This is a genomic window from Actinomycetospora chlora (assembly GCF_039542135.1).
Classification (GTDB): domain Bacteria; phylum Actinomycetota; class Actinomycetes; order Mycobacteriales; family Pseudonocardiaceae; genus Actinomycetospora; species Actinomycetospora chlora.
The window spans coordinates 1-688 of record NZ_BAABHO010000134.1; the positions used below are offsets into that span (position 1 = coordinate 1).

The following is a 688-nucleotide window of genomic DNA, read 5'->3' on the forward strand; positions in this document are numbered from 1 at the left end:
ATCCTCGCCGCCGCCCTCGTCGTGCCCGTGTTCGGCCCGGACGCGGTCGCGCGCGTGCAGCGCGCCTGGACGGCGGCCGTGCTGCGCGCCTGCGGGGTGCGCGTGCGGCGCCACGGTCCGGTCGCCCCGCCCGGGGCGCTCGTGGTGGCCAACCACGTCTCCTGGATCGACGTCCTCGCCCTGCACGCCGTCGCCCCGGTGCGGATGCTCGCCAAGACCGAGGTCCGGCAGTGGCCGCTGCTCGGGGTGATGGCCGCCCGCGCGGGCACCGTGTTCCTCGACCGCGACCGGCTGCGCGCCCTGCCCGACGCCGTCGCCGGGCTCGCCAACGCGCTGCGCGCCGGCAGCCCGGTCGGGCTGTTCGCCGAGGGCACGACGCGCTGCGGCCGCGACCTCGGGCCGTTCCGGCCCGCCGCGTTCCAGGCCGCCCACGACGCCGGCGCCCCGGTGGTGCCGGTCGCGCTGCGGTACCGGCGCCGGGCGGACGACGAGGAGGCGGACACCGACGCCACCGCCGCGTTCGTCGGCGAGGACAGCCTCGCCTCGTCCCTGCTGCGCGTGCTCACCGCGCCCGGGCTCGTCGTCGACGTGACCACCCTGTCCGTCCTCGACGCCGCGGCCGACCTCGCCGGCCCGGCCCCCGCGACGCCGCGCCGCGTGCTGGCCCGCCGCTGCGCCGCCGCCGTCG

The 688-nt window shown here is 80.2% G+C and carries 1 protein-coding gene; it reads left to right on the top strand.

All coding sequences use genetic code 11. From position 1 onward, the window contains the following. A partial coding sequence (locus tag ABD994_RS31040; RefSeq protein ID WP_345425538.1) for a lysophospholipid acyltransferase family protein occupies positions 1–688 on the top strand: 688 nt, incomplete at both ends.